19 protein-coding genes are annotated in these 26,775 nt (G+C 69.8%); 12 read left to right on the top strand and 7 right to left on the bottom strand.

The window, feature by feature from the left end; translation table 11 throughout:
• Positions 1–25: 25 nt before the first annotated feature.
• Entirely contained in the window at positions 26–1,639 is a 1,614-nt protein-coding gene (locus AP234_RS19775) for a PucR family transcriptional regulator ligand-binding domain-containing protein (RefSeq protein ID WP_083502255.1), read from the bottom strand.
• Between the two features lie 138 nt (positions 1,640–1,777).
• Between AP234_RS19775 and AP234_RS19780 the strand changes: the two genes are divergently transcribed.
• The 4 genes from AP234_RS19780 (at position 1,778) to AP234_RS19795 (ending at position 7,604) form a co-directional block, all read left to right on the top strand.
• The gene (locus tag AP234_RS19780) at positions 1,778–2,644 is read left to right on the top strand and encodes a DUF2877 domain-containing protein (protein ID WP_235558264.1); all 867 of its coding nucleotides are present in this window, start codon (positions 1,778–1,780) and stop codon (positions 2,642–2,644) included.
• Positions 2,641–4,143 (top strand): FdrA family protein, encoded by a 1,503-nt coding sequence (locus AP234_RS19785; protein ID WP_055481171.1) that lies wholly within the window; start codon positions 2,641–2,643, stop codon positions 4,141–4,143. Before AP234_RS19780 ends, AP234_RS19785 begins: the two co-directional genes overlap by 4 nt.
• Before the next feature lie 12 nt (positions 4,144–4,155).
• Positions 4,156–5,586 carry a DUF1116 domain-containing protein gene (locus AP234_RS19790; protein ID WP_055481172.1) on the top strand — a complete coding sequence of 477 codons (1,431 nt, stop codon included), beginning with the start codon at positions 4,156–4,158 and terminating at the stop codon, positions 5,584–5,586.
• Between the two features lie 68 nt (positions 5,587–5,654).
• On the top strand, positions 5,655–7,604 hold the full coding sequence (locus AP234_RS19795) for a serine/threonine-protein kinase (protein WP_055481173.1): 1,950 nt from the start codon (positions 5,655–5,657) through the stop codon (positions 7,602–7,604).
• A gap of 6 nt (positions 7,605–7,610) precedes the next feature.
• Here the strand turns inward: AP234_RS19795 and AP234_RS19800 are convergent, their stop codons facing one another.
• Both AP234_RS19800 and AP234_RS19805 read right to left on the bottom strand, forming a co-directional pair.
• The gene (locus tag AP234_RS19800) at positions 7,611–9,224 is read right to left on the bottom strand and encodes a bifunctional 3'-5' exonuclease/DNA polymerase (protein WP_055481174.1); all 1,614 of its coding nucleotides are present in this window, start codon (positions 9,222–9,224) and stop codon (positions 7,611–7,613) included.
• A 50-nt stretch (positions 9,225–9,274) separates the two neighbouring features.
• Positions 9,275–10,765, bottom strand: a complete 1,491-nt coding sequence (locus AP234_RS19805; RefSeq protein ID WP_055481175.1) for a metallophosphoesterase family protein — start codon at positions 10,763–10,765, stop codon at positions 9,275–9,277.
• Between the two features lie 124 nt (positions 10,766–10,889).
• Between AP234_RS19805 and AP234_RS19810 the strand changes: the two genes are divergently transcribed.
• The 3 genes from AP234_RS19810 (at position 10,890) to AP234_RS19820 (ending at position 13,865) form a co-directional block, all read left to right on the top strand.
• Complete coding sequence (locus AP234_RS19810; protein WP_055481176.1) at positions 10,890–11,795, top strand: sucrase ferredoxin; 906 nt, start codon at positions 10,890–10,892, stop codon at positions 11,793–11,795.
• 113 nt (positions 11,796–11,908) lie between these two features.
• Positions 11,909–12,223 (top strand): WhiB family transcriptional regulator, encoded by a 315-nt coding sequence (locus AP234_RS19815; protein ID WP_076434697.1) that lies wholly within the window; start codon positions 11,909–11,911, stop codon positions 12,221–12,223.
• Between the two features lie 466 nt (positions 12,224–12,689).
• Positions 12,690–13,865, top strand: a complete 1,176-nt coding sequence (locus AP234_RS19820) for a macrolide family glycosyltransferase (protein ID WP_063843003.1) — start codon at positions 12,690–12,692, stop codon at positions 13,863–13,865.
• 61 nt (positions 13,866–13,926) lie between these two features.
• Here AP234_RS19820 and AP234_RS19825 read toward each other — a convergent pair whose 3' ends face one another.
• The 4 genes from AP234_RS19825 to AP234_RS19840 all read right to left on the bottom strand — a co-directional run bounded on the left by AP234_RS19825 (position 13,927) and on the right by AP234_RS19840 (position 17,762).
• Positions 13,927–14,376 (bottom strand): NUDIX domain-containing protein, encoded by a 450-nt coding sequence (locus AP234_RS19825; RefSeq protein WP_055481178.1) that lies wholly within the window; start codon positions 14,374–14,376, stop codon positions 13,927–13,929.
• A 45-nt stretch (positions 14,377–14,421) separates the two neighbouring features.
• Positions 14,422–14,952, bottom strand: coding sequence for a hypothetical protein (locus AP234_RS19830; protein ID WP_055481179.1), 531 nt, complete (start codon positions 14,950–14,952; stop codon positions 14,422–14,424).
• Positions 14,953–15,121: 169 nt separating this feature from the next.
• Positions 15,122–16,765, bottom strand: coding sequence for a DNA recombination protein RmuC (rmuC, locus tag AP234_RS19835; protein WP_083502256.1), 1,644 nt, complete (start codon positions 16,763–16,765; stop codon positions 15,122–15,124).
• A 400-nt stretch (positions 16,766–17,165) separates the two neighbouring features.
• The gene (locus tag AP234_RS19840; protein ID WP_055481180.1) at positions 17,166–17,762 is read right to left on the bottom strand and encodes a hypothetical protein; all 597 of its coding nucleotides are present in this window, start codon (positions 17,760–17,762) and stop codon (positions 17,166–17,168) included.
• A gap of 223 nt (positions 17,763–17,985) precedes the next feature.
• Between AP234_RS19840 and AP234_RS19845 the strand changes: the two genes are divergently transcribed.
• The 5 genes from AP234_RS19845 to AP234_RS19865 are packed head-to-tail and all read left to right on the top strand — an operon-like array spanning position 17,986 to position 26,738.
• On the top strand, positions 17,986–20,076 hold the full coding sequence (locus AP234_RS19845; RefSeq protein ID WP_055481181.1) for an SAM-dependent DNA methyltransferase: 2,091 nt from the start codon (positions 17,986–17,988) through the stop codon (positions 20,074–20,076).
• A 16-nt stretch (positions 20,077–20,092) separates the two neighbouring features.
• Positions 20,093–21,709, top strand: coding sequence for a type I restriction-modification system subunit M (locus AP234_RS19850; RefSeq protein ID WP_055481182.1), 1,617 nt, complete (start codon positions 20,093–20,095; stop codon positions 21,707–21,709).
• Positions 21,702–22,253 (top strand): RhuM family protein, encoded by a 552-nt coding sequence (locus tag AP234_RS38745; RefSeq protein WP_235558265.1) that lies wholly within the window; start codon positions 21,702–21,704, stop codon positions 22,251–22,253. Before AP234_RS19850 ends, AP234_RS38745 begins: the two co-directional genes overlap by 8 nt.
• Positions 22,246–23,481 carry a restriction endonuclease subunit S gene (locus tag AP234_RS35145; RefSeq protein WP_160330474.1) on the top strand — a complete coding sequence of 412 codons (1,236 nt, stop codon included), beginning with the start codon at positions 22,246–22,248 and terminating at the stop codon, positions 23,479–23,481. The genes AP234_RS38745 and AP234_RS35145 overlap by 8 nt, the downstream gene beginning before the upstream one ends.
• On the top strand, positions 23,478–26,738 hold the full coding sequence (locus tag AP234_RS19865; protein ID WP_055481184.1) for a type I restriction endonuclease subunit R: 3,261 nt from the start codon (positions 23,478–23,480) through the stop codon (positions 26,736–26,738). Before AP234_RS35145 ends, AP234_RS19865 begins: the two co-directional genes overlap by 4 nt.
• Positions 26,739–26,775: the final 37 nt, after the last annotated feature.

The following is a 26,775-nucleotide window of genomic DNA, read 5'->3' on the forward strand; positions in this document are numbered from 1 at the left end:
CAGACATGGGCATGATCTGCCAAACTCAGATGCCCCGCATACGCAGTACGTGCAGAGCCAGCGTGAGGTTGAGCCGGAGATGGGCGTCCTCGGTGAAGTTGCCCAGCATGCGTTCCAGCTTCCCGATGCGGTAGCGGAGCGTGTTGTAGTGGAAGTGCAGCCTGCGCGCGGTCTCCGCGACGTTGAGGTTGGTGTCCAGCAGCATCTGGAGGGTGCGCCGCAGGTCGGCGTTCTCGGCGTCGTCGTCCCCGGCGAGTGAGCCCAGCGTCTCGCGCACGAACGCGTGCAGCTCGCCGGTGTCGCTCACCAGCGACAGCAGCCGGTAGACGCCCAGCTCGTCGAAGTGGGCGACCGCCCCCGTGCCGTGGAGCTGGCGGCCCACCCGCGCGGCCTTCAGTGCCTGGCCGTACGCCGCCGGGATCGCATCGGGGCCCTCGGCGACGCGGCTGAACCCGGTGGAGAACGTGCCGTCGGAGACGGCCGCGAGCGCGTCGCGGGCGAGCCTGGTCGTGTCGACCTCCGCCCCGACGATCGCGACCACCTCGTGGGAGAACCCGGCGACGGCGGCGCGCGGGTCGTGCCGGCGCACCGCGGACTGCCAGGCGGTGAGCATGCGGTCCTGCACCGGCCGCTCGTCGGCCTCCGGGTCGATCTCGGCCACCACCACGCTCACCCGGCGTTCGAGATCCCACCCGAACGCCCTGGCCCGCTCGGTCACCCTGGTCCCGCCGCGGCCGGTGAGCACGTCCCTGAGGAAGTCGGCGCGATATTTGCTCTCGACCGCCGTGACCGCCTCCTGCCTGGTGATGACCAGGGCGGCGACGGTCGCAGCGCGTTCGAGAATCCCTATGTCGCTGGGGGAAAGGGGACCGGCGGAGGCGTACGCGACGATCTTGCCGTGGTGGTGGCCCCCGGCGACCACGGGCACGGCGGTGCAGTGCTCGCCGCCGGAGGCCCGGTTCTCACGCGGCACGGCCCGGTTCTCGCGCAGCATGGCCCAGTCCTCGCGCAGCATCGCGACCTGCTCCGCCTCGCCGGCCGTGACGAGGATCCGGCCGGAGGTGTCGACCAGGGCCACGGCCACCTGCAGCAGCCCGGCCACCTCGGCGGCCACCTCGCGCATCCCGCCCCCGGCGAGCACGATCTGCACGAGTGCGCGGTGCGCCTCCTCCGTGCGCGCGAGGGTCGCGGCCTGGCGGTTGAGGATGTCGGTGAGCACCTGGTTGAGGATGTCGTCGAAGGCGACGTCGTTGGGGAGCAGGATCAGCGGGAAGCCGAGCCGGTCGGCCTGCTCGACCATCTCGCCGGGCAGCTCGTCCAGGTAGCGCCCGAGCTTGATGGCCAGGGCGGACAGGCCCCGCTCGTCGAGGTCGGTCACCAGACGGTCCAGCGACTGCGGGGTGTTGCGCAGCGGGTAGCCGGTCGTGAGCAGCAGCTCGTGCGGCTTCACCCAGGCGAGGATGTCGGGCACCTCCATGACGTTGAGCCGCTGGACGATGCGGTCGAGGCCGCCGCCGCCCGCGATCAGCCGGGCCTCGGCGAGGGTCGACACCCCGAGCACCTCGCCGACGGACACTCCGTACAGGATCGTTCCGGTGCTGGCCAGACGCATCGCCGGGGGGGCCGGGTCGTTCTTCATGGGCAGATTGTGCCCGAAGACCTTCCTGTCAGGAAGAGCCAAGCATTCGCCGCACTGTTGGCATCTTTCTCCGTACGTGCCCCGCCGACGGCGCTTTAGCGTCGGCTGCAGATGGCCGACTGGGTGTGGGGAGGTCCGGTGACCGTTGGCACGCGCACTCGGAGGGTGACGCGGGTGACCGGGGCGGCGAGCGCCGCCCTGCGCCCCACGCTGGAGTCGCCGCGCCGGCCCGCCCGCGTGCTGGCCGCCTTCCCGCTCGCGGTCTACCTGGAGGTCAGGAGCGAGACCGAGCCGCACGTCATCGCGGTCGTGACCGGGGAGGGCAGCCGGCTGCCCAACGCCGTCGTGCTGGGTGAGCCGCTGGCCGGGATCTCGCCCGGAGACGAGGGCTGGGCGGGCGACGGGACCGTCGGGGTGGGTGCGCTGGAGATCGGGATCCGCCGCTGGTGGGACCCGGCGCCGCCGCTGGGCGCCGCCGACCCGGCCCGGCTGCCCGCCGCCCTGGCCGTGCTCGACGAGATCGGCGCCAGATCACCGCGGCGGCCGGGGCTGGACCCGGCCGGAGCGCCCGCCCTGCTGGCACGGGGCTGCCTGGCCGGATCCCTGGTCGACGGGGTCACCGCGGCAGAGGGGCTCATCGGGCTGGGCCCGGGGCTGACCCCGAGCGGCGACGACATGCTGTCGGGGCTGCTGGTCACGCTGCGGCACCTGGGCCGGGCGGCGGACGCCCCCGGCGCGGTGTGGCTGGCCGACTGGCTCGCGGCCGCGGTGACCTACGACGCGCGCACCCGCACGACGCCGATCTCGGCCACCCTGCTCCACTGCGCGGCACACGGCCAGGCCGGTCCCGAGGTGATGGGGGTGCTGCGCGGCGTCACCGGTCTCCAGCCGCTGCGGCCCGCGGTCCACCGCCTGCTCCGCCTCGGCCACACCTCGGGCGCCGACATGCTGCTGGGCATCCGCATCGGCCTGTCCGCCGTCCTGTCCGAGAGGGAGCGTTCTTGAACGATCTGGTGGAAGTCCGCGCCGGGGTCTACCGCGACTCGGTGAGCCTGATGCGCGTGAGCCGGGCGCTGACCGCCCGGCCGGGTGTGAGCGTGGCCCTCGTCGCGATGGCGACCGGGCTCAACGTCGAGATGGCGCGCGACCTCGGCTTCGCCGTACCCGCCACCGCGACGCCGGGAGACCTGCTGATCGCGATCAGGGCCGGGGACGAGGACGAACTGACTGCGGCCGCCGCCGACCTGGAGCTGCGGCTCTCCGAGCGGGCGGCCGGACCGGGAGCAGGCGGGACCGGGCCCGGCGTGCTCCCCCGCACCACGCGCTCGGCGGCGAGGTCGGCCGAGGCGACCGTGGCCCTGGTGAGCGTCCCCGGCGAGCACGCCTTCGCCGAGGCGATGGACGCGGTCGAGGCCGGGCTGTCGGTCATGGTCTTCAGCGACAACATGCCCGTCGAGCAGGAGATCCTGCTCAAGGACCGCGCGGGTGAGCGCGGCGTCCTCGTGATGGGCCCCGACTGCGGCACCGCGGTGATCGGCGGCGCCGGCCTGGGCTTCGCCAACGTGCTGCGGCCCGGCCCGGTCGGCGTGGTGGCCGCCTCCGGCACCGGCGCCCAGCAGGTGACGAGCCTGCTCGACCTCGCCGGGGTGGGGGTCGGCCACGTGCTCGGCGTGGGCGGGCGCGATCTGTCCGCCGAGGTCGGCGGGCGCTCCACCGTCCAGGCGCTGCGCGCACTCGACGCCGACCCCGCCACCGAGCTCATCGTGCTGATCTCCAAACCGCCCGCCCCCGAGGTGGCCCGGGCCGTACGGGACTGTGTCTTCGGCGACGGGGGTCTCGCCAAGCCGGTCGTCGTCGCGCTGCTCGGGCCGGGGCAGGACGACCTGACGGCGGCGGCCGAGAAGGCGCTCAGCGCGCTCGGCGTCCCCGTCCCCGAGTGGCCGCACTGGCCGGCCCCCCAAACCGCCCAGACCCTTGGGAGCGCCCGGGCTTCTCGGGACACACAGCGCGGCCCGCTGTACGGACTCTATTCGGGCGGCACGCTGTGCACCGAGGCCGAGCTGATCGCCCGGACGATGCTCGGGACGGACCGCGGCCCCGGCTCCGGGACGGCCCAGCCTCCCGGCTTCGGAACAACCCAGCCCTCCGGCTTCGGAATGGCGCGGTTCGTCGACTTCGGCGCGGACGAGTACACCCGTGGCCGCGCCCACCCGATGATCGACCCGGCGCTGCGCCTGGAGGCGCTCGCCGCCGTGGACCGGGGCGTCGTGCTGCTCGACGTCGTGCTGGGCCACGGCGCCGACCCCGACCCGGCCGCGTCGCTGGCGCCCGCGCTCGCGCAGGCCGCCGGCCGGGGCGTGGCCGCGGTGGTCGCGCTCGTCGGCACCGACGGCGACCCGCAGGGCCTGCGCGCCCAGGCCGCCCGGCTGAACGAGGCCGGGGCCGCCGTGTTCACCTCCAACGCGGCGGCGGCCCGGCACGCCGCGCGCCTGGCCGTACCCTGACCGGAGGAAGCGATGACCCTCTCGATGCTGACCGGCGAGCCCCACGTGATCACCGCGGGGGCCGAGATCCTCGCCGAGTCCCTGGACCGGCAGGCCGTACCGAGGACCGGGGTGGACTGGCGGCCCCCGATGGCCGGGGTGTCCGCAGACCTCCTGGCGAGGGTGCTGGCCGACCCGCGCCGCGAGCGCGCCAACGAGACCGCCGTCGGCAGACTGCTGTCGGCCAGGCCCATGCTCGTCGGCGTCCGACCGGCCCGCGAAGTCCTCGGTCTGGAGCCGGGCACGTTCTTCCACGCCGGCCCGCCGATCACCTGGGACCGGGCCTCCGGGCCGATGCGGGGCGCGCTGATCGGCGCGATGCTGTTCGAGGGGCTGGCCCGGACCCCGGAGGAGGCCGAGGCGGCCCTGGCGGCCGGCGGCGGACCGAACGGGGGTGCGGGCGCCGGCACCGGCGTCACGCTCGACTCCTGCCACCACCACCGCACGGTCGGGCCGATGGCGGGCGTGGTCAGCCCGTCGATGTGGATGCTGGAGGTCGCCGACGACGAGCACGGGGGCACCGCGTACTGCTCGCTCAACGAGGGCCTGGGCAAGGTGCTGCGGTACGGCGCCTACGGCCCCGAGGTGATCGACCGTCTCCGCTGGATGGGCGAGGTGCTGGGGCCGGTGCTCCGGGCGGCGCTGGAGCGGTGCGGGCCGATCGACCTGCGGACGCTGGTCGCGCAGGCCCTGCAGATGGGCGACGAGCTGCACAACCGGAACCGGGCGGCGACCTCCCTGCTGGTCCGCGAGATCGCCCCCGCCGTGGTGGAGGCCGCGCCGGATCGGGCCGCCGAGGCGCTCCGTTTCATCAACGGAAATGATCATTTCTTCCTCAATGCGGGAATGGCGGCGGCGAAAGTAAGCGCGGACGCGGCCAGGAACGTTCCCGGCTCCAGCCTCGTCGTGGCGATGGCGCGCAACGGAACCGATTTCGGGATTCAGATTTCGGGACTCGGCGACCGATGGTTCACCGGCCCGGCCGGGGTGCCGGACGGCCTCTACCTCGGCGCGTACGGCCCGGCCGACGCCAATCCCGACATCGGCGACTCCACCATCACCGAGACGACCGGGCTGGGCGGGTTCGCGATGGCGGCCGCCCCGGCGATCGTGCGGTTCGTCGGCGGCGACGTCGCCGACGCGGTGGCCGCCACGACCTCGATGTACGAGATCACGCTGGCCGAGCATCCGGCGTACCAGATCCCCGGTCTCGGATTCCGCGGCACGCCCGTCGGGATCGACGTCACGCTGGTGGCGCGGACCGGGCTGCTGCCGGTCGTCAACACCGGGATCGCCGGGCGCGTGGCCGGAACCGGACAGGTGGGCGCGGGTCTGGTGAGCCCGCCAGCGGAGGCGTTCACCGCCGCGTTGGAAGCGCTGGCCGGGGAGCTCAATTCCCCTTGACCGCCATTTGACTCTAGTATCGGTGGTCGGCCTCGGAAATTCCGGCGGTGAATTGGGGACCATTTCTGATGACGACCGATCGCCTGCTCGGTCCAGTGGGGCAGGGCCGCCTCATCGGACGGCGTTACCGGCTGCTGTCTCCCGTCGGCCGCGGCGGCATGGGGATGGTGTGGCACGCCCACGACGTGCTGCTCGACCGTGATGTGGCGGTCAAGGAGCTGATCCTCCCGTTCGGTCTCGACGACGCCGGCATGCAGGCCGCCCACCGCCGCATGCTCAGGGAAGCGCGCTCGGCGGCCCGGCTCAGCCACCCCGGCATCGTCACCGTCCACGACGTGGTCGAGGAGGACGGCCGGCCCTGGATCGTCATGGAGCTGGTCCGCGCCTGGTCGCTGGAGCAGGCCGTACGGCAGAGCGGGCCGCTGCCCGTGGTGCAGGCCGCCGAGATCGGCGTCCGGGTGCTCGACGCGCTCCGCCACGCACACGCGGCCGGCATCCTGCATCGGGACGTCAAGCCGGGCAACGTGCTGCTCACCAGCGACCGCGTGGTGCTCACCGACTTCGGGATCGCGGCGATCGAGGGGGACGTCAGCATCACCCAGACCGGGTTGCTGATGGGCTCTCCCGCCTACATCCCGCCGGAGCGGCTGCGCGGCCGTCCGGTCACCCACGCGGCCGACCTGTGGTCGTTCGGCGCGACGCTGTACGCGGCGGTGGAGGGCCGGCCGCCGTACGAAGGACCCGACGCGGTCGCCGTGCTCGGCGCGGTGCTCACGCAGGAGCCGAACCGGCCGCAGCGGGCGGGCGCGCTGCTCCCGGTCATCGACGGCCTGCTGCGCAAGAACCCGGCCGACCGGCTGCCCGCCGCGCAGGTCGCCGAGATGCTGGAGGGGGTCCTGCACAGTCACGGCTCGGCCGTGGCCGGTCGCCCCGGCTCTCCGACATCGGTGCCGACCCCGCAGGACTCCACCCCGGCCGGGCTGCTGCCGCCGCTCGACCTGCCGTCCGGGCCGCTGCCCTCGCGCATCGTCGAGACGCCCTCGGGGCCCGTCCGCGTGCCGGTGCACCCCGACGACGCCCAGCTGCCGGGAACGCGGACACCGGGAACACAGGCGCCAGGAACACAGGCCCCCGGGACGCCGCAGGGCCCGGCCCCGCTGGCCGCCCCCACTCCGGCGGCCTCCGTGTGGGACGCTCCGGCGTGGGAGGCCTCCGCGTCGGCCCCGTCCGCATCCCCCGGCGATCTGAGCGATCTGGCGGGCCTCGGCGGCTTCGGCGACCTCGGCACGCCCGGCGGAGGTTCCGGCGCACCGGGGAGCCTCACCGAGCCGCCGGCCGAGACCCCCGCCCGGCGTCCCACGCCCGGCGTCGGGCGCCGGCGCAAGGAGACGCCCGAGCCGCCGCGCAAGCAGGCGTCCCGTTCCTCGATGGTCCTCGTGGCGGTGGCCGCGGTCGCCGTCATCGCCGTGGTCGTCACGTTGCTGCTCACCCTTCTCCCCGATGACGCCGGGGAGAAGGCCGCCGAGGGGCGGGCCGCCGCCTCCGCCGCGGCGTCCTCCGCCGCCGCCCGTGCGCCGTCGGCCGCGCAGGCGCCGAAGGGCTACCGGACCCACACCGAGGCCGGGATCTCGCTCGCGGTGCCCAAGGAGTGGACGGTGTCGGTCAAAGGGGAGACCGTCACGTTCTCCGGTCCCAGCGACAGCGGGCAGAGCATCACGGTACGGAAGATCGCAGACGGTGGGCGGGCCGCGCTGGAGGCCGCCCAGCAGAACCTGAAGGTCGACGACCACCCCGAGTACACCCAGATCCAGCTCGGCGAGACGCCCTATCGCTGGCCGGCCGTCGAGTGGGAGTACACGTACACGAACTCGAGCGAGGTGACCGTGCACAGGGTCACGCGCTACGTGACGGTCGACGGGCAGGCCTACTCGATCACCTTCACCGCGCCCGACTTCGACTGGACCGAGTCGGCCGCCCCGGTGCGCAAGGCGCTCTGGGACACGTTCACCCCCGCCTGATCGGGCTCATCTGGCGTCGGCGTAGCAGCGTACGGCCACGGCCACCATCGGGAAGCGCACGGGGGTCGGGCCGAACAGCAGCCGGGTGGCCTCCTCGGCGGCCCGGCCGACCGCGGCGCGCACCTCCTCGGCCAGGTCCAGCGGGCAGTGCACCATGACCTCGTCGTGCTGGAAGAACACCAGCCTGGCCGGCTCGGGCAGCAGGCCGCGCAGCACGGCCATGAGCGCGAGCGCCCACTCGGCCGCCGTGGCCTGCACGACGAAGTTCCGGGTGAACCTGCCCCGGTCCCGTGCCGCCCTGCCGCCCTCGGGGCCCGAGACGAGCTCGCGCCAGCGGGCGGACGGCGGTGGACAGGTGCGGCCGAGCCACGACCTGACCAGGCGGCCCTCCTCCCCCGCCTTGGCGGCGTCCTCGACGAAGGCGTACGCCCTGGGGAAGCGCTGCCGCATGACCGCGAGCAGTTTGGGGGCGTCGCCGCTGGTCCCGCCGTACATCGCGGACAGCATGGCGATCTTCGCGGCGTCCCTCGACCCGCCGAACGCCTGGGCGAGCGCGGCGTACAGGTCGATCTCGCCGGCGGCGGTGGCGAGCCCGCGGTCCCCCGACATGGCGGCCAGGACCCGCGGCTCCAACTGGGCCGCGTCGGCGACGACCAGCGACCAGCCGTCGTCGGCCACGACGACCCTGCGCATCACCTTGGCGATCTGCAGCGCTCCCCCGCCGCTGGTGGCCCAGCGGCCGCTCACGACGCCGCCCACGACGTACTCCGGGTGGAAGCGCCCGCCGCTGACCCACTGGTCGGCCCACGCCCAGCCGTGGAAGCTGTGGAGGCGGGCCAGTTCCTTGTAGCGCAGCAGCGGCTCGACCGCCGGATGCTCGACCTGCTTGAGCACGTACGACCGGGTCGAGGAGATCATGATGCCGAGACCGCGGAAGGCCTTGACGATCTGCTGCGGGGAGTCGGGGTTCACCGGGTGCCCGAACGCGGCGGAGATCTCGTCGGCCAGCGCCTGGAGCCGGGCGGGCCGCATCCCGTGGACCGGGCGCGGCCCGAGCAGCTCGGTCAGCAGCGCGTCGTGGACGTCCGTACGCCACGGCATGCCGTCGTGGCTCATCTCGGCCGCGATCAGGGCGCCCGCCGACTCGGCGGCCACCAGCAGCCGGAACCGCCCGGCGTCGGCCGTCCCGCTGATCCTGCCTCGCTGCTCGGCGAACGCCTCGGCGACCAGAGCGGCCCGCTCGGCGTCCGACGGTCTCGCCTCGTCGGCCGTTTCGAAGAGGCTGGCCTGCGTCCCCTGCCCGCGGCCGTGCGGGGCCGCCGCGCGGTGTCCCCGATGGTCTTCGGTACGGTGCCCGTCCACGCGGCCCTCGGCTGCCGCCAGCAGCGCCTCGGTGAGGGCGACGTCGTGGCAGCGCGAGAGCCGTACGCCACGGGCCAGCAGAGCCGGGTAGACGTCCCGCGCGTCCGCCCACACCCATCGGGGGCGGGGACCGGCCTCGAGCTCCCGCACGGCCCGGGCGAGATCGGGCACGCGGGTCGGACCGGGCCCTCCCGGCCGGTCGTCGAGAGGGTGGATCGTCCCGCCGCCGTCAGGACCGGCCGACACCACAACGTGCACGCCTCCAGCGTGCCAGGGGGGACCGACAGTCCCGCGGGCCGGCACGGCGGTCAGAGCGGGATCTCGACCTCGTCCTCGATCGGCGGGTCGATCTCCTGCCGGAGGCAACCGGTCGCGGCGTGGCAGCGGATGCGCAGGCGGTCGCCGTACACCGAGACGTGCAGGAAGCTCTTGAAGAACGGCGGGGTGTCCCAGTCGGACAGCTCCGAGATCCACCGGTGGAAGAAGCGGCCGACGGGCAGATGGAACGGCATCGGCCAGCCGCCGAGCAGCCGCGCCGCCCACCTCATCCGGGCGGTCGTCCTGATGTCCCCGGCGGGCCGCGGCGGCGTGTTGCCGATCGCGCGGGACATCAACGCCACCCCCTCCTCGGGCGTGACGTAGAGCCCCCGCAGGTGCAGCCGCCTGCTGTAGAGCAGGCTGTAGAACGACAGCGAGTCTCCCCGCAGGGGATAGCACCGGAACTCGTCCTCCTCGACGCCTCCGACGTCCACGCGGGGGATGGTGTGGGTGGCGTGCGTGAACGCGCCGCCCCCGCCGGAGACGATGTACTGGATCGTCCGGTCGCCCACCCGGACCGGATAGCGCTGGTAGTTGTGCACGTCGCCGCCGATCGCCGCCACATAGCGGTTGGCCGGGTCGCGTACGACGTCGTCGACGGTCCCGCCGCCCTCGATGGGGCAGGGGTGATGGGCGTTGTCGACGTAGATCGGCTTACCGGTGACCAGGATCTTGGGCAGGGGCCCGGCCGAGACGCGGCGCAGCCAGTCGCCCTGCTCGCGGTCGAGCCTGCCGTCGATCCCGGTGTCGATGCCGACGATCAGCAGCCTGCCCGTGTCCAGCACCCAGTAGGGCGCGGGTTGCACGGCCCACCGCCCGTGCCGTCCGCGCTGCTCGGGCAGGGCGCGCATCTCGCGGGCCCGGGCCAGCGCGGCCTCGTCGACGCGGTCCGGCTTCTTCCACAGCAGACCCCGCAGCCCTGAGGGAGACAGGCGGAATCCTTGCCGTTTCATGGTGAGCGGGGGCGCGTCGCAGAAGACCCGCATGAAGCCGCCGAGCCCGTCGTACCAGTCGTGGTTGCCGGGGACCGCGTAGATCGGCGCGAGGTAGTCCTTGTAGGGCCGGAAGAACTTGTCGCAGTACTCGTTGGCCGAACCCGTCGGATAGATCACGTCACTGGCGATGATCGCGAACGAGGTGCCCTGGCCGATCTTGAGGAGGCCGGGGACGACGGCGTACTGCGAGGCGTCGCCCTCGCCGCTGTCGCCCAGGAGAAGGAAAGAGAACTCCTCCCCGGCCTCCACGGGGATGCGGAGGTCGGGGTCGGCGCCGCGCTCCCGCTGGGCCGCCACCCATCGGCGGCGGACCTCCGGCGACGGGTCGCCCAGCCACCTGGCGAGGATCTCGTTCCGCGACCGCCACAGGATCGACGGACGCAGCCAGGTGAACGTGCTCCGGCTGGGCCGGAGTTTCTCGAACGTGCCGATCGTCTGACAGGCCCACCCGGCCCCCCGCTCCGACACCCGGGACGAATCCTCCATGGGGCAATCTTTGCGGCTTCCGGCGGAATGTTTCAGCGATTCCGCATACCTGTCCCCAGGGGCTCCCCAGTCATCCGCTAAGGTTAGTCTTACCTAATTCTCGGAGGAAGGGACGGGCCACCGGATGGCGAACGGTTGCGATCACCCCGCCTCCCTCCACACGGGCGAGGCGCCGGTCCTGGCGAGCGCGACCGTCGGCGCCCGCACCTGGCTGCTCATCGAGCACGCCGGGCCGTGGGCCGCGTACACGGACCAGTGGCGGCTGCCGCCGGCCATGCGCGCCCTGGTGGACCGGGCGACCTCGCTGGGCATCCGGCCCCAGCTCATCCGCCGTCCGGGGCGACGCGACGCGCCGGCCGCTCCGCTGCACGTGTTCGTCGGGTGGTCGACGGGGGACGAACCGTGGCTGGCCGAGGGCTTCTTCGAGGATCCCGACGATCTTGACCTGGGCCTTCTCGTGCACGGAGTGGTTCCGAAGTCCTGCATACTGGTGAACGAGCCGTTGTTCCTGGTGTGCACCCACGGGAAGCGCAACGCCTGCTGTGCCCGTCTCGGGCTCCCGCTGGCTCGGTTCCTCGGTGAGAACCTGCCCGGCGAGGTGTGGGAAACCACACATTTGGGCGGCGATCGATACGCCGCCAACCTCGTATGCTTGCCACACGGGCTTTACTACGGCAGCATGTCTCAGGCTGCTGCGATCGCGGCGGCAAACGCGTACCGGCACGGCGAGGTCGTCCTCGACCGTTTCCGGGGACGCGCGGGTATCCCTGAGCCATTGCAAGCCGCCGAGCATTTCGTCCGGTCCCATACGGGGGAGCTCTCGGTCGGCGGGGTGGCCGTGGAATCCTCCCGGTCGGAAGGCGACACCACGGTGTGCGTCGTGCGTTGCACGACACAGCGTGGATCGTCGCGATTTCGGGTTGTGGTCGAACCCGCGGTGTGCATGACACCGTGTGGTACGACTTGCGCCGACGAGATCTCGACCTACAGGTTGGCCGAGCTGAGGCAGCTCACTCCGGTCTTGACCTGAGGGCTCGACCGAGCCGGGAACATTCACGGCTGATCCCGGCGTTGGTACCAGGGACGCCAGAAGCGTCCAATGCGGCATAAACACGAAATACCTCTCACCGAAGGTGGTTTCTCATGTCTCAGGTACGTCGGCAGCTCGCCCGCCCGCGCCCCAGCTGGGGTTGGCAGGATGATGCCGCGTGCCGGGGAGAGGACCTTGTGCTGTTCTTCGGGCCCGACGGCGAGCGTCAGCCGGAGCGTGACATCAGGGAGCGCAAGGCCAAGGCCATCTGCGCCCAGTGTCCGGTGCGCGCGGAGTGCCTCGACTACGCCCTGTCCCGTCCGGAGAAGTACGGCACCTGGGGCGGTCTCAACGAGGACGAGCGAGCCTCCGAGCGCCGTCGTCGCATGCGCCGCGCCGCCAGCGCCGGCATCAGCGCCGTAGCCTGAGCGAAGTCTTCCCCCTTCCCCGACACGCCTCGTCACCGTGGGGTGTCCCGTCCGCGGCACGGTCGTCGTGCCGGAAACGGGACGCCCCACGGTCGTCTCGTCTTTCCCACGCCGGTGCTCCGCATCGGCCCGGATCGTTTCTCACTGCGTCGATGCCGAAGCGCCGGCCGAGTCCGTACGGCGCCTCACTTCCTTCGCGGCCTTCACTGACCATTCCAAGACGTCCGCGTCGGTCGGGTGACATCTGTCACACGGCGGGGCCCCGGATCACGACGTCCACAAGCCCGAGGACGGGCTAGAGTCACGGGCATGTACTTCCATCAGATCTACGGCTGACACGGTCGGGGCAGCGCCCCGGCTCTCCTCCCGCGTAGCCGAACACGCGCCTACCGCTGATTTCAGCGAGGCCGGGCGCGTCGGCTCGCCGTGTCCTTCTCCGCCGTAGACCTGAAATGAGTGAGCTTCCATGTCTCGTCGTCGCGCCCACATCGCGATGGTCGGCATCCCCGCCGTCAGCCACGTCCTGCCCAGCCTTGAGATCATCCGCGAGCTGGTGGCCCGCGGCCACCGCGTGACGTACGCCAACGACCCGGCGGTGCGCGACCTGATCGCGGCAACCGGCGCCGAACTCGTCCCCTGCACCTCCACACTGCCGGTCGCCGACAACGACTGGCCCGACGACCCCATCGCCGCGATGGGGCTCTTCCTCGATGACGCCGTCCAGGCGCTCCCCCAGCTGCACGCCGCCTACGACCACGACCCGGCGGACCTGTACCTGTACGACATCGGCGCCTACGCCGCGCGCGCCCTCGCCGAAGCACAGGGCCGGCCGCTGATGCAGCTGTCCCCGACGTTCGTGGCCTGGGACGGCTATGACCAGGAGGTCGCGGCACATCTGTGGCAGCTGCCGGGCGCCGACGCGTACCGGGCGAAGTTCGCGGGATGGCTCGCCGGTTGCGGGGCGACCACCACCGACGTGGACGTCTTCCCCGATCGTCCGGCCCACGCCCTGGCGCTGATCACCCGGGCGATGCAGCCGCACGCCGACCGGGTCGACACCGGCACGGTGACCTTCGTCGGGCCCTGCTTCGACATCCGTTCCGGCGCGGACGGCTGGACCCGTCCGGAGGACGCGGAGAACGTGCTGCTGATCTCGCTGGGTTCCGCGTACACCCGTCAACCGGAGTTCTACCGTCAGTGCCTGGCCGCCTACGGCGACCTGCCCGGCTGGCACGTCGTGCTCCAGATCGGCAAGTACACCGACCCGCGGGAGCTCGGCGACATCCCGCCCAACGTCGAGGTGCACTCCTGGGTCCCGCAGCGGGCGATCCTGGAGCAGGCGGACGCCTTCGTCACCCACGCGGGCATGGGCGGCTGCGGCGAAGGGCTGCTGGCCGGCGTCCCGATGATCGCCGTGCCACAGGCGGCCGAACAGTTCATGAACGCCGACCGGCTGGTGGAGCTCGGCGTGGCCCGCCGCATCGACACCTCGGAAGCCACCGCCGAGACCCTGCGGGCCGCCCTGCACGACCTGGTCACCGACACGGAGGTGGCCCGCCGCTCTGCGCTGCTGCGCGCCGATGCCCTGGCCGAGGGCGGCACCGGGCGCGCCGCCGACCTCATCGAGGACATGCTGTCCTGAGCCCTTCCCGGCCTCGCGTAGGGCCGTGCCGTACGCGAGGCCGGGCGGCCGGTCCGGGGCGTCAGACCTCGCGAGTGAGCCTCAGGTTGGCGAGCCGGAACAGGTCCGAGGCGTGCTCGGCGATCAGGCGCGCGATCGGCTCGGGCTTCACCGCGATCCGGGTCAGGTGCGCCGGATCCAGCGGCACCTCTTCCACGACGTACCGGCCGCGGGACGGGTCGGCGAACTCCGGCCCGGTCCGCCGGTCGTGATCCCATGACCCGATCCGGCCGAGGAAGAAGTACTGCCGTTCCTCGCCGGTCTCCATGACGTGGATCAGGGCGTCGATGCCAGGCCGCCCGGCGAGCTCCTCGTCGATCTCCCGGAGCAGCGCCGCTTCCAAGGTGGTGTCGCCCGGCTCGACTCCGCCTCCGGGCAGCACCCGGTACGGATCCACCCCGGGACGGACACGTTTGATCGTCAACAGGTTTCCGCCCGGGGTGACGAGGACCCCGCGCACACGCTTTTTCATGGGGACGACAGTCCTTCCCGGCCATCCGGTCTGAAAGGGGGACGGTCAGAGGAAGGGGTCGACGACCGGCAGCAGCATCAGGGGAAGGCAGGCCACCAGGACGAACCACAACCGGGGCCGCCCGGCGCTCGTCCGCCGCCACGCGATCACCAGCACGGATGCCACAGCGAGGGCGAGGAGCAGGTGAGCGCCGTACCACACGGACATCGGGATCTTCCCCGCGACCGTGCCGGAGAACAGGTCGTCGGGCAGCACGTACCCGACGACCAGGACAAGCGCTCCCAGCCCGAGCAGCGCGATCCTGGTCAGCGCCTGCCGGACGGTACGGCCGGCCACCGCATGCAGCACCATCAGCACCAGGAGCGCCTGGGAGAACCCGTGGTGCACCTGCCGCATGAACAGCCCGCCGCGCACATCGAAAGCGGTCTCCAGGATCGAGGCGTAGGCGGCGCTCATCGGGACTCCGTACAACGGTGTGTAGGAGCCGCTGTAGGGGACCATCTCGCCGTCCGGGGTGTAGGAGAACGCGAGAAAGACGCCACTGATCAAGACGATCGCGAAGCAGGAGATGAGCATCGCGTTCAAAATCACTGTTAAAACGTGTCGCACGTCGCATATCGCACCACAGATGGTGATGGTGTCCACTGCGGCGAGGTCACGCAGTCGTACGACCGCGTGACCTTCGCATCACCGCCTTGCCTACCGAGGTGGTGTTTCGACCGGCATAGCCGCTGCCAGAGTTCGGTCAGACAGCGGTGTCCACATCAATCGTGTCGTCGCCGGCGGGCGCGGGGAGAGCCCGGACGGACAGATCGGCCGCCGCCGACTCGGTCAGCTCGGGGCTGCCGAGATGCCGGGTCGTCTGCTCGACGGCGTGGAGTTCGCGCAGCTGGTCCTCGACGAGCTTGAGCGTGTGGAACTTACGGGCGGTGACCATGACCCGGCCCTCCATCGAACCCACCGTCTCGTTGTACGCCTTGACCGACCGGTCGAGCGCCCTACCGAGCTTGTCGAGGTGGCCGCCCATGTCCGACAGCCGCTTGTAGAGCTCACGGCCGAGCTCGTAGACCCGCTTCATGTTGTCCTGCAGCGCGGCCTGGGTCCAGGCGTAGGCGATCGTGCGCAGCATGGCGATCAGTGAGGTCGGCGTCACGATCAGGACCTGCTTGTTCACGGCGTACTCCAGCAGGGTCGGGTCGTGGTCCAGCGCCGGCTGGAGGAATGCGTCGTTGGGCACGAACAGCGCGACGAATTCCGGGGAGCCGGCGACCTTGCGGAAGTACTCCTTGCTCCCGAGGGTGTCCACGTGCTTACGCAGCTGCCGGGCGTGGCCTGCCCAGTGGCTGCTCGCCTCGGCGTCGTCGGTCGCCTCGATCGCCCTCATGAACGCGTCCATCGGGACCTTGGCGTCCACGATGACGTGCTTGCCGCCGGACAGGTTGACCCGCATGTCGGGCCGCAGCATGGTGTCCTCGTCGACGATGGGGACCTGAAGGTCGAAGTCGCAGTGCTCGACGAGGCCTGCCAGCTCGGCGGCGCGCTTGAGGTGCATCTCCCCCCACTGACCCCGAACCTGCGGCTTCTTCAGCGCCTCGACCAGCTTGCGGGTCTCCTGGCGCGTCCGGACCCCTTCCTCAGTGAGGTTCACCAACTGCCGGTCGAGCTTGGCCTCCGCGGCCACACGGCGAGTGGCGAACTCCCTGAGCTGCTGGTCCATCTGGGCCAGCTGGTCCTTGACGGGCTTGCTGACCGCGCCCAGCGTCGCCTCCGCCCGCGCCACCAACTCGGTCTGCGACTGCTTGAGCATGTCCGCCGCGGTGGCACGGAGCGTCTCCTCCAGCAGCCGGTTGTTCTGTTCCCGGGTCTCGTCGAGCTCCTTGCGTACCGCGTCCAGCCGGGCGGCCTGCTCCTGAAGGCCCTGCTTCTGCGCGGTCAGCTCCCGGAGCTGCTCCTTGAGCTGCTGGATCTCGTTGCGAAGCTCGGTCTCCCTGGCCTCCAGCGCCGCGATCATCGTCTGGGCCTCGCGGAACCGACGGTCGGTATCGCCGAACCGCTCCCGCTCTGCCTTGAGGGATGCCTTCAGGCCTTCGGCCTCGGCCTGGCAGCGCCGGAGATCCGTGTACGTCGCCTCCAAAGTGGTCTTCAGACCGACGATTTCCTCACCGGAGGTCTTGAGCTTGGTGAACGCCTCGGTGTGCTCCCGCTCGAGGCCGACGGCACGCTCCTGTGCCTTGTCGCGCTCCGAGCGGAGATCGTCCATCTGCATGTGGGCCTGGCGCTGCTGCTCCTGGGCGACCTTCAGGTCGGCACGCTCGGCAGCGGTACGGCTGCGGGCGACGAGGTAGGCGATCGCGGCGCAGGCGAGGGCAAGCAGGATCGACAACAACATGGGGAAGCTCCTTGTGATGTGCCGCACGGGTCCGCGCAGAACCCGCAGGGGGAAGTCGCAGTCACCGGAGAACGGCCGTCACGAGAAGAGCACGGCCCCGGCGGATCACACCGTAGGCCTGCAAGGCATCAAGTTGCTGTCGCAATCGTGATAACCCGAGTTATCACGATTAAGAAGGCAACCAAAGGATCCCGGAACGGAAAGGAGTGTTCCCGTGACCGAGCCCACTGCGGAGCGGTGGGCTCGGTCAGGAGGACCACGACGGCGAGCAGGAGCCCACGCGCTTCGAGCTCTTCTGGATCCCGCTGGAGGCCGCACACATCCTTCAGCCCGGCCAGGGAGCCCTGCGGGGACGCCTGTACGACTGACGGACGGTCAAGTCAGGCATTCACGACGAGGCTTATCCAACGCGCTTCCAGGGCTGGCAACGCTTGGTCTCGAAGTACTCGCCCTTCTTGAGCGTCACGCGGGCCGGGCCGGTGATGTTGTCGTTGGCGATGATCCCGCTGAGTTCGCCGGAGGCGTCCTTCAGCCGAGCCCAGTAGCAGGGGACGCTGCTGTCCGTGCCCGCTGTCTTGTACGTGCCGGGCTTCATGTCCTCGCCGACCAGGTACTGACCGTCACCCGAGATGGTCGTCGCGGGTCCGGTCTGCTCCGTCTCCTGCGGCTGCTCCGCCTCCGCGGTGACCGTCTCCGTGATCGTGACCGTGGGCGCGGGCCTGGCCTTCGACGTCACCGTGACGGTCGGCTGCGGCCCTGCGGCGCTCTTCGACTCCGCACCGCCACTGGCTCCGATCCCGACGCCGACGACCAGTGCGATCAGCGCAGTCGCCCCGTAGGACAGCCAGCGTCTTCCGCCGCGCGGGGGCTGGGGAGCGGGCACCGGCGAGGGGGGCCAGCCGCCGGGGACCTGGCCGCCGGGGTGCAGATGAGAGTGCGGTTGGTACGGCCGGCCTGGCTGGGGGCGGTACGGCTGATTCGGGTTGGGGTGAGACATGGTCGTCGTCCTCTCACAAGCGGGGAAGCAAGCGCTGCTCGCAGCTCTCTGAACTGGCTGAGCCCATCAGCGGCTGCTGGAGGACTGTGACAGAACGATCAGCCGATGCTCTCAAACAATCTTGATAATCCCTGTTATCAGAGTCTCCATACTCATGTGCCATGGTTTACCGCTAAGGTGCTGATCACATCGAATCCGTCGTCGCCGGAAGGAGGAGGTGTCGATGCGCGAAGACCTGCGGATCTCCTACGCCGAGATCGCGGCGTTGGCCGAAGTACAGCGGCCTGTGCCCACCAACTGGGCTCGCCGGCACCCCGGCACCTTCCCCAGGCCGGTCATGACCGAGGACGGCCGCCCGCTCTTCGATGGCCGGGAGGTGGTCACCTGGCTGCTGGCCACGGGGCTCGGCAACGCGACTCCCCGGAAGCTCCGCGCGGAACTGGCGCTGCACACCTTGGCGAGTTGGCGTGACCGTCTGCCCGCCCACGACCTGGTGGGCGCGCTCACCACGCTCATCTGCCTGCGGCAGCAGCAGGACGCCCCGCTCTCCGGTACTGATTGGGAGTCCCTCCTGAGGCGGGCCACCCACCTCGACGCCGACGACACGTTCCTCCTCACCGAACTACGCGAAACCCCCCAAAGCATCGGTACGGCTCTGGCCACGCTCGCCGACGAACTGGTCGAGGCCGCCTACACACCGGCCGAGGCCTTCGACTGGGTGCTGGACGCGCGCCGCCGCCTGGGCGCTCACGAACTCGTGGCCGACGAGCCCGCGCCCGTGCTCACCGGCGCGCTCGCCCGGCTGTGCGGAATCGCCGATCTGGACGATGGCGCGATCGTCGCCACGCCGTACGCCCGCAGCGGTGATCTGCCTGCCGCCCTGCACGCCCAGGCCGCTCCCGACGCCGGTCACACCTACCTCGCCGCCGATCCCGACCCGGCCTTCGCCCGCCTGCTGCGTCGCCGGATGCTCGTGCGCGAGGTCCATGAGTTCCAGCTGAACGTGACCGAGGGGCCGGAGCTCGATGTGGAGAACTGGGGCGACCCCGACATCGTGGTGTGTGCGCTGCCGTACGAGCCCGCCGAGACCCGCAGCGCACTGACCGTGCTTGAGCGGGTTCAGGCGCTCACCGACCTGCTCGGTGCGGGCCGCACCGCCGTCGTCCTCGGCCCGGCCGACGCTCTGGTCCGCCCGCTCGCCCCGCAGAGCGACGCCGACCGGCTGCGCAGATCGTTCCTCACCGACGGCCTGCTCAAGGCGACGATCAGCCTCCCCGACGGGGCGTTCCCGTACCGTCCCGGCTACCGGACCGCTGTATGGGTGCTCTCACGCACTCCCGAGGCGGAGCGGCGCGGCATGGTCCTGCTCGCGGATCTCTCCGCCCGAACGCTCACTCAGCAGACACTCGACGCACTCGTGGAGGACGTGCACATCTTCCGGTCTGCGGGTTGGCGGGAGGACTCCCGGCACACACCGCGGCACGGGGTGATCCTGCCGATCAAGGTGCTCGACAGCCGGCCCGGCACGGCCTTCACCCCCCAGCACCGGCCATATGAGATTCGTTACACCCGTGCCGTCGTCGAGCGTCCCGCGCACATCTCCCAGTTGGAGATCCACCTGAGCGAGCTGGTCGAACAGACCCGCCGAGACCTTGACAGCCGGGCTGAGCTGCGTACGCGTGCCGTTCTTCGGCCGGAGGATCGACCGGTGCGGCGCACGACGGTCGGGCGGATGCTCGCAGAACGCCGGCTTCGCCGCCTGCCCGGCCACCGCATCGCGCCCCATCACCTCACCCCCGACGGCGACTACCCGGTGCTCACCTCGGCCGAGGTCGTCGGTAGTGCGCCGGTCGGGGGTCAGCGGATCGACCGCCTGCTGTTCATCACCGAGTATGAGCATGCCAACTTCACCCGGCCCGGCGACGTCATCGTTACGAGCAGCCCCGAGTTCGGGGCGTACGTCGATGAGGAAGGCCTCTCCGTGGTCACCTATCCGGCACGCATCCTGCGAGTCCGGCCCGATGCCGAACGTCCGGTGCGGCCCATGGTGCTGGCGGCGCTACTGCGGGCCGCGGCCGCAGAATACGGCCGCGTCAGCGGAGCCGTACGGGCCTCCCGGCGCCTCGAAGACCTGCTCATCCCCGACCTCTCCCCCGACGAAGCGGACAGATATGACACTCTGCTCGCCGAGATCGGGCGGCGCGACGCGCTATTGCGGGCGCAGACAACCGCCCTGGACGAGTTGGCGCGGCTGACCGCCGCCGGCCTCGCCGACGGCACGCTCACGCTCCTCCCCACCAACGAAGTCGACTGAAGGAGATATCCACCCGATGCCCCCTGCCAAGAGATCTACCGGCGGCCAGGCGGAGCTGTTCAGCGCCTCCAGCACGAAGGAGATCCGCGACATCCTGTGGAAGACGGCCGACAAGCTCCGCGGCTCCCTGGACGCCGCGCAGTACAAGGAGTTCGTCCTCGGCCTGATCTTCCTCAAGTACGTCTCCGACGCCTTCGAGGAGCGCCGCACCGCGCTGGCCAAGGAACTGGCCGAGGAGGGCATCGCCGAGGAGCGCCAGGAGGACTTCCTGGAGGACCGGGACGAATACACCGGCCACAACGTCTTCTGGGTCCCCGAGGAGGCGCGCTGGCCGTGGATCGCGGCGCATGCCAAGAGCCAGGGCGCGGGCCGCCTGCTGGACGACGCGATGGACGCGATCATGCGGGAGAACGCCGCACTGACCGGCGTCCTGCCGAAGATCTTCAACCAGGACCGGGTGGACCAGAAGGTCCTCGCCGGGCTGGTCGACCTCATCAGCGACGCCCGCTTCTCCGGGGACGGCGACAAGCCGGCGCAGGACGTGCTGGGCGAGGTCTACGAATACTTCCTCGGCAACTTCGCCCGCGCCGAGGGCAAACGTGGCGGTGAGTTCTACACCCCGCGCAGTGTCGTCCAGCTGCTCGTGGAGGTACTGGAGCCGTACGAGGGACGGGTGTACGACCCGTGCTGCGGCTCGGGCGGCATGTTCGTCCAGGCCGGCAAGTTCATCGAGGCCCACGCGGGCAACAAGTCGGACATATCAGTGTTCGGCCAGGAGCTCAACGAGCGGACCTGGCGACTGGGCAAGATGAACCTCGCCATCCACGGCATCGACGGCAACCTCGCCGCCCGCTGGGGCGACACCTTCGCCGACGACAGGCACCCCGATCTCAAAGCCGACTTCGTCCTCGCCAACCCGCCGTTCAACATCAAGGACTGGGCGCGCAACGAGTACGACCCTCGGTGGAAGTACGGCGTGCCGCCGAAGAACAACGCCAACTACGCCTGGCTCCAGCACATCATCAGCAAGCTGGGCGAACGCGGCACGGCGGGCGTGGTCCTGGCCAACGGCTCGATGAGCTCCCAGCAGAGCGGCGAGGGCGAGATCCGCAAGGCGCTGGTCGAGGCCGACCTCGTCGCCTGCATGATCGCGCTGCCGTCGCAACTCTTCCGCACCACCCAGATCCCCGCCTGCCTGTGGTTCCTCGCCAAGGACAAGACCCCTCAGGGCGGCAAGCGGCTGACCGATCGGCGCGGGGAAATCCTCTTCATCGACGCCCGCAACATGGGTGAGATGGTCGACCGGACCGAGCGCGTCCTGACCGAGGCCGACATCGTCAAGATCGCGGACGCCTACCACTCCTGGCGGGGCACCTCTTCGGCCCGCGAGGCCGGGCTCGTGTACGCCGACGAGCCCGGGTTCTGCTTCTCCGCCGACCTGGAGACGGTCCGGTCACATGATTACGTGCTCACGCCGGGCCGGTACGTCGGCGCGGCCGAGACCGAGGAGGAGGACGCCGAGGCGGTCGCCGAGAAGATCGCCACGCTGACCGACGAGCTGTTCACTCTCTTCGACAAGTCGGACGAGCTGGCCAAGACCGTCCGCGAACAACTGGGGAGACTCGATGTCTGAGCCTGCCGGCGAACTGATCCTCTACCGGACCGAGGACGGACGCAACCAGATCCAGATGCGCGCCGTAGGCGGCACGGTGTGGCTGACCCAGGCGCAGATGGCCGAGCTGTTCGACACGGGAACCCCGAACATCAACAAGCACATCACGTCGATTCTCGACGACGGCGAGCTGACCGAGGCAACTATTTCCTCTCAGGAAATAGTTCGCCAGGAAGGCGCACGGCAGGTCCGGCGGGAAGTGCTCGTCTACAACCTCGACATGATCCTGGCCGTCGGCTACCGGGTGCGCTCGCCGCGCGGCATCCAGTTCCGTCAGTGGGCCAACACGACCCCGCCCCAGCCCCGCCGATCCGCTCAGCGGGCTCCTTCAGAAGATCAAGTGATCGATGATCAATCGATCATGACGTTGTTGCTGCGAAACCCGCGTTTTTCCAGCAACAACGTCATGATCGATGGCGAAGCCGCACTCCCGAGGGTGCAACGCCTCTGGCAAAACACAAAAGCCAAAACGGCCCGCGAGCAGCTTTGGAGGATCGATGACTGAGACCTCGAAGCTTTTCCGAGATCTCTTGACAGAGACCAAGGACGGCGACTGGGGGAAGGGCGAACCACACGAAGGCTACGTCCCCGCTCACGTTATTCGTGGTACAGATTTCTCTGACGTGAGGCTGGGAAAGATAGCGAACGTTCCGCTCAGATTCTTGGCAGAGAAGACTGTGCATCGCCGACTGCTGCGGGCGGATGACATCCTGATCGAGACCGCAGGAGGGTCACGAGACCGGCCGACAGGACGCACACTGCTGATAACCCAGGAAGTGCTCGACACGTTCCCCAACAGCGTAACGTGCGCCAGTTTCGCTCGGTTCCTTCGAGTCAATCCACTATTGGTGAATCCACGATATATTTATTGGTATCTACAATACCTCTACATGCGAGGTGATATGTGGGTTCACCAGGTGCAGCACACCGGCGTCGCTCGATTTCAGTTCACGCGCTTTGCCGAGAGCGAGGAAGTTCCGTTGATTCCGCGCGCGGAGCAAGACGGAATCGCGACTATACTCGGGATGTTGGACGACAAGATCGCCGTCAACGAGCGCATCACGACCACGGCCCTGGACCTGGCGGAGGCTCACTTCTGCCGAGCAGTGGACCAGACCGAGTTTGGTGACGAAACATTCGGATCAGTGGCTGTTGTATCCGGGGGCGGGACTCCCAGCACGAAGGTCGAAGATTACTGGAACGGCAGCATCGCGTGGGCGACGCCTTCAGATGTGACCGCCCTCGCATCACCATATCTGTTCGAGACAGAGCGAAAGATTACAGACCTTGGCCTGGAAAACTGCGCCTCGCAGCTATATCCTGCCAAGTCTATCTTCATGACGTCTCGTGCCACTATCGGAGCTTTTGCTCTTCCACAAATTCCGGCGGCCGTGAATCAGGGCTTCATCGTTGTCGTTCCACCAAACGCGGATATGCGCTGGTGGTTGTTCCATGAGATGCGTTCTCGCGTTGACGAGATGGTCAGTCTTGCCAACGGCTCTACTTTCTTAGAGCTGAGTCGTAAGAACTTCAAGGCAATGCGGGTTCGGCTTCCGGCGGCCGCGGATGTCGCGGATTTTGCCCGTACCGTTGCGCCTCTTCATGCGGCAGCCACCCATGCTTCTAGGGAATCCCGACAGCTAACTACGCTTCGTGACACTCTCCTGCCTCAGCTCATGTCTGGCCGGCTCCGGGTCAGGGATGCGGAGAAGATTGTCGAGGATGCGACATGACCCCTTCCTCCGAGCACCCCCGCTTCCGACCCCTAGAGATCGACTGGGAGCTTCTCGCGCTTGACGAGCTCGGCGAGCTGGCGTGGCTGCCCGCGAACGGCAATGAGCTGGCTCCCGGTTCCGGGCACCGCAAGTCCTGGGACGACCTCATCCTCTACTCCGATCTGAGCGAGGCCGTCGAACGGCTCAATCCGGAGCTGCCGCCCGAGGCCGTACGCAAGGCGGTGGAGGAGGCGGCGCGGACGAGGTCGGGCGACGCCTACGAGGAGAACCGGGTCGCGCACGGATACCTGACCGGCGGCATCCGCTCGGTGACCTACACCGACGAGTTCGGCGCCGAGCACAACCCGACGATCCGGCTGATCGACCTGACCGATCCCACCACGAACGTCTACCGCGCGGCCCGGCAGGTCACCGTCATCCAGGGTGAGAAGAACCGCCGTTTCGACATCGTTCTCTACGTCAACGGCCTGCCGTTGGCCGTGCTGGAGATCAAGCGCGCCGGAGACGAGGACGCGACGCTTGAAGACGCGCACGCCCAGATCGGGTGGTACGTGGCGGAGTTCCCGACCGCGTTTCGTTACAACGCGGTCGTCCTGCTCTCCGACGGCGTCACCGCGAAGTACGGCACACCGTTCACGCCGTTCGAACACTTCGCGCCGTGGAACGTGGACGAGGCCGGGGAGCCCGTCGAGTCGCTGGACGGCGCGGGCCTGTCGGAGGCGGCGCAGAACCTCGCCCTGCATGGCCTGTTCACCCAGGCGCGCTTCCTCAAGCTGATCAGCTCGTTCATCAACTTCGTGCCGTCGAAGAAGACCAAGCGGATCGCCAAGCCACACCAGTTCTTCGCGGTCAACCGGGCGGCGGAAGCCGTACGGGAAGCCGCCGCGACCGACGGCAAGGCCGGCGTGGTCTGGCACACGCAGGGCTCGGGCAAGTCCGAGGAGATGGTGCTGACCAGCAACCTGGTCATGCGCGACCCGGCGCTGCTCAACCCGACGATCATCGTCATCACCGACCGCAACGATCTCGACGACCAGCTCTTCTCCACGTTCGGAGAGAGCGAGATCCTGCCCGAGAAGCCCCGGCAGATCCTCACCCGGGCCGAGCTGCGCGAGGAGCTGGCCGCCAAACGGACCGGCGGCGTCCTCTTCACGACGCTGCAGAAGTTCGGCCGGACGAAGGAAGAGAAGGAGTCGGGCACCGACCACCCGCTGCTGTCCGACCGGCGCAACATCGTCGTCGTGGTCGACGAGGCGCACCGCAGTCACTACGACAACCTCGACGGCTACGCCCGCCACCTGCGCGACGCCCTGCCGCACGCCACGCTGCTCGCCTTCACCGGCACCCCGATCTCCGAGGCCGACCGCAACACCCGGCAGGTCTTCGGCGACTACATCGACGTCTACGACCTCAAGCGGGCCGCCGACGACGGCGCGACGGTGAAGGTCTACCACGAGAGCCGGGTCGTCGAGCTCGTCCTCGACGAGGACGTCGACGCCACGAAGATCGACGAAGAGGTCGACCGGATCACCGAGGGCCTGGACGACACCGAGCGCCGCCGGATCGAGCAGGCCGTCGCCACCATGAACGCGATGTACGGCGCGCCCGCCCGCATCCGCGACCTCACCACCGACCTGGTCGACCACTGGGAGGCCCGGCGCGAGTGGATGAAGCCGTTCGTCGGTGTCTCGGAGCAGGGCGGCGCACCCGGCAAGGCGATGGTCGTGTGCGCGACCCGCGAGATCTGCGTCCGCGTCTACGACGCGCTGCGCGAGCTGCGCCCGGAGTGGCACAGCGACGACCCGACCAAGGGCGCGATGAAGATCGTGTTCTCGTCCAATTCACGGAAGGACCCCGAGCGCCTGCGGGTCCACGCGCTGACCGATTCCCAGCGCAAGGCCGTCATCAACCGGGCCAAGGACCCCGACGACGCGCTGGAGCTGCTCATCGTCAACAACATGCTGCTGACCGGCTTCGACGCGCCGCCGATCCACACGATGTACCTCGACCGGCCGCTCCGAGGAGCCAACCTCATGCAGGCCCTGGCCCGCGTCAACCGCCGCTTCCGCGGCAAGGAAGACGGCCTGCTGGTCGGCTACGCCCCGCTGACGGAGAACCTGCAGAAGGCCATCGCCGAATACTCCGCGGCCGACCGGCAGGATCGGACGCTGGGCCAGGACATCGACCGGGCACTGGACGAGCTGCGCAACGAGTTCGACATCATCGAGGGGATGCTGCGCGGCATCGACTGGCGCGGCCTGCTGACCAGGCCGAGCCGTACCTCCTTCATCGACGCGGCGCTGCGTACGGCCAACCACCTGCGGGACACGAGGACCCCCGGCAACAACCCAGAGAAGCTCGACGACCCCAGCCAGACCCTCGGCCGTCGTTTCCGGGACCACGCGCACCGGTTGGAGCGCTTCTACGCGCTCACCGCGTCCTCGGCCAATATCGGCACGCGCTTCCCCGACCACCCGGCGACGTGGCGACGGGATATCCAGTTCTTCGTCGAGGTCCGCGCGTACATGGCGAAGCTGGACGCGATGGACCGCGAGGCGAGGGGTCTGCCCGGTACCACCCGCGAGATCGAGCTGTACCTCGAACAGCTGACGTCCACGGTCGTGGAGACGAGCGGGGTCACCGATCTGTTCGCCGAAGCCGGCCTGGAGACCGCCGACCTGACCAACCTCAACGACGCCCTCATCGCGAAGCTGACCAACAGCGAGACGCCGCACCTGGCCGCCGAGGCGTTGCGCCGGCTCATCGAGCGGAAGATGCGCGAGGTCACCCGGCACAACGTCGTACGGCGGACGACGTTCTCCGAGCGTCTCCAGGACCTCATGATCCGGTACATGCGTGAGCAGCTCACCAGCGCCGAGATCATCGCCAAGCTGGTCGAGCTGGCCAAGGAGATCGCGAACGACCACAGGCGTGGTGAGCGGTTCACGCCGCCGCTGGACTGGCAGGAGCTCGCGTTCTACGACGCGGTCGCCGACCACGGCACCGCGCGTGAGGTGATGGGAGACGAGGTCCTCGCGGGCATCGCCCGTGACCTGGTCGTTCAGGTACGGAAGAACCTCAAGAAGGACTGGATCTCCCGCGAGCCCGTACGTGCCCGCCTACGCGCCACCATCAAGCGCCTCCTGGCCCGCTACAACTACCCGCCGGACCAGGAGGTCAAGGCCATCGAATTGGTCCTCCAGCAGATGGAGCACTTCGCCGACGTCTGGTCCAAAGACGACACAGCCGGCTGACACCACCCCCTCTCGCGCGCCGGAACCGACCCGGACC

The organism is Sphaerimonospora mesophila, assembly GCF_001417795.1.
Lineage (GTDB): Bacteria > Actinomycetota > Actinomycetes > Streptosporangiales > Streptosporangiaceae > Sphaerimonospora > Sphaerimonospora mesophila.

Excerpts from the sequence above, each read along its gene's own strand:
- AP234_RS19810 (WP_055481176.1), top strand. The coding sequence starts at position 10,890 with ATGGCGAACGGTTGCGATCACCCCGCCTCCCTCCACACGGGCGAGGCG.
- AP234_RS35145 (WP_160330474.1), top strand. The coding sequence starts at position 22,246 with ATGACTGAGACCTCGAAGCTTTTCCGAGATCTCTTGACAGAGACCAAG.
- AP234_RS19795 (WP_055481173.1), top strand. The coding sequence starts at position 5,655 with ATGACGACCGATCGCCTGCTCGGTCCAGTGGGGCAGGGCCGCCTCATC.
- AP234_RS19775 (WP_083502255.1), bottom strand. The coding sequence starts at position 1,639 with ATGAAGAACGACCCGGCCCCCCCGGCGATGCGTCTGGCCAGCACCGGA.
- AP234_RS19820 (WP_063843003.1), top strand. The coding sequence starts at position 12,690 with ATGTCTCGTCGTCGCGCCCACATCGCGATGGTCGGCATCCCCGCCGTC.
- AP234_RS19850 (WP_055481182.1), top strand. The coding sequence starts at position 20,093 with ATGCCCCCTGCCAAGAGATCTACCGGCGGCCAGGCGGAGCTGTTCAGC.
- AP234_RS19840 (WP_055481180.1), bottom strand. The coding sequence starts at position 17,762 with ATGTCTCACCCCAACCCGAATCAGCCGTACCGCCCCCAGCCAGGCCGG.
- AP234_RS19790 (WP_055481172.1), top strand. The coding sequence starts at position 4,156 with ATGACCCTCTCGATGCTGACCGGCGAGCCCCACGTGATCACCGCGGGG.
- AP234_RS19830 (WP_055481179.1), bottom strand. The coding sequence starts at position 14,952 with ATGCTCATCTCCTGCTTCGCGATCGTCTTGATCAGTGGCGTCTTTCTC.
- AP234_RS19805 (WP_055481175.1), bottom strand. The coding sequence starts at position 10,765 with ATGGAGGATTCGTCCCGGGTGTCGGAGCGGGGGGCCGGGTGGGCCTGT.
- AP234_RS19845 (WP_055481181.1), top strand. The coding sequence starts at position 17,986 with ATGCGCGAAGACCTGCGGATCTCCTACGCCGAGATCGCGGCGTTGGCC.
- rmuC (WP_083502256.1), bottom strand. The coding sequence starts at position 16,765 with ATGTTGTTGTCGATCCTGCTTGCCCTCGCCTGCGCCGCGATCGCCTAC.
- AP234_RS19865 (WP_055481184.1), top strand. The coding sequence starts at position 23,478 with ATGACCCCTTCCTCCGAGCACCCCCGCTTCCGACCCCTAGAGATCGAC.
- AP234_RS19825 (WP_055481178.1), bottom strand. The coding sequence starts at position 14,376 with ATGAAAAAGCGTGTGCGCGGGGTCCTCGTCACCCCGGGCGGAAACCTG.
- AP234_RS38745 (WP_235558265.1), top strand. The coding sequence starts at position 21,702 with ATGTCTGAGCCTGCCGGCGAACTGATCCTCTACCGGACCGAGGACGGA.
- AP234_RS19815 (WP_076434697.1), top strand. The coding sequence starts at position 11,909 with ATGTCTCAGGTACGTCGGCAGCTCGCCCGCCCGCGCCCCAGCTGGGGT.